This window comes from Bartonella sp. AA81SXKL, assembly GCF_042196945.1.
Classification (GTDB): Bacteria; Pseudomonadota; Alphaproteobacteria; order Rhizobiales; family Rhizobiaceae; genus Bartonella.
The window spans coordinates 1-1,416 of sequence record NZ_JBHIRH010000082.1 but is presented as its reverse complement, the minus strand read 5'-3'; the positions used below and the strand labels follow the sequence as shown (position 1 = coordinate 1,416).

The window sequence follows — 1,416 nt, the reverse complement described above, 5'->3', positions numbered from 1 at the left end:
CCAAAGAGTCTCCTTATTGCCGATAGCAAGGGCACCCTTGAGGGCGCTTTCACGATTCCACAAAATATTACGGCTGGCACAAAAAATGTTGTGGCACGGGGAAAAGGTGGAACCATTGCAACGGGTCTTTTTACAGGTCAAGGCGTGATTGATGTGAAAGTGATGCGGCGCACCACAACAGTAAAGATATGGACGCAATTTGACCCACAAGCGCAAGTCTTTACCCCCGATGAAACACGGCAAATCACCGGTATTGACTTTCATCTTTGCAAAATCGGTAATGAGAACCATGATTTGGTGATTGATTTGGTCACTACAGAAAACGGTTATCCGACCGCCGATATTCAAGCACAAAGCTTTTATTCTATGAAGGGTGCAAAGCTAGGGTGGGCAGAGGCACGCTATGATGTCCCTTTGTTAGTCCCTAATGACCGTCTCACTGCTTTTGTCATTAAAACCGATGATGCTGATCATTCTGTCTCACTAGCAAAGCTTGGGGATTTTGATGCAGAACACCAGAGATACGTCTCGAGTCACCCTTACGTGACCGGTCCACGCTTTTCTTCTGTTAACGCACAAAGCTGGACTGCTCATCAAGATGAGGCTTTAGCCTTTCGAGTGCTGGCGGCACGCTATAGGCAAACAGAAAAGATTGTCGATTTAGGCACCTTTGACCTTGTGGACTGCTCTGATTTGCAAGTACGCGCAGCCATTGAATTGCCTTCAAGCGATTGTTCTGTCATCTTTGAAATTGAAAGAAACAATGGCACAATTTATCAACTCCTGCCCTTTCAATTGCTCAGTCTTACTGAATATATCAGTGAAAAGATAAAGCTTCGCGCTATTCTCAAAGGAACAGAGAAGCTCTCACCCGTCTTGTTTGCGCCTGTTCAATTGATTGCGGGAAAGATCCATAAGGAAGCTACCTATGTCACGCGTGCTTTTGCCTTTGGTGAAAAAGCAAGATTGACCAGCTATATCAAAACCTTTTTACCAGGTGGTGCAACCTTTACACTCGAGATGCAACTGGATGATGGTGCTTTCACCCCTTTGAAATTAGAGGAAACAGAACAACTCGCTGAACCGCTTTGGACAGAACGAAAATTTACCAGCAGTGATAAAGGCGCCAAACAAGCGCGCTTGAAACTCACGCTTACCGGTGGACCGGCGGCACGGTCAATGGTGCGTGATTTTGGCGCTGGCATATTATAATGGGAAAATGAGAGATGACAAAAACCAAAAAACTCGACATGGAATTGCCTAAAGAAGGACGCTTTATCAGTTCTGAATTCCCAATCTTGCGGGAAAACTTGACCAAAATTGATCAAGCTCTTTTGGCTGTTGAGGAAAAGGTAAACGAAAAAGCACCTTCAAAACACACGCATACAATAAGTGATATCGCAGATCTTGAAGCAG

2 pseudogenes are annotated in these 1,416 nt (G+C 45.0%); both read left to right on the top strand.

Features of this window, described 5'->3' with window-relative positions:
- Window positions 1–1,212: pseudogene (locus tag ACFINZ_RS09625) on the top strand (DUF4815 domain-containing protein); the annotation flags it as partial.
- Between the two features lie 14 nt (window positions 1,213–1,226).
- Window positions 1,227–1,416: pseudogene (locus ACFINZ_RS09620) on the top strand (hypothetical protein); the annotation flags it as partial.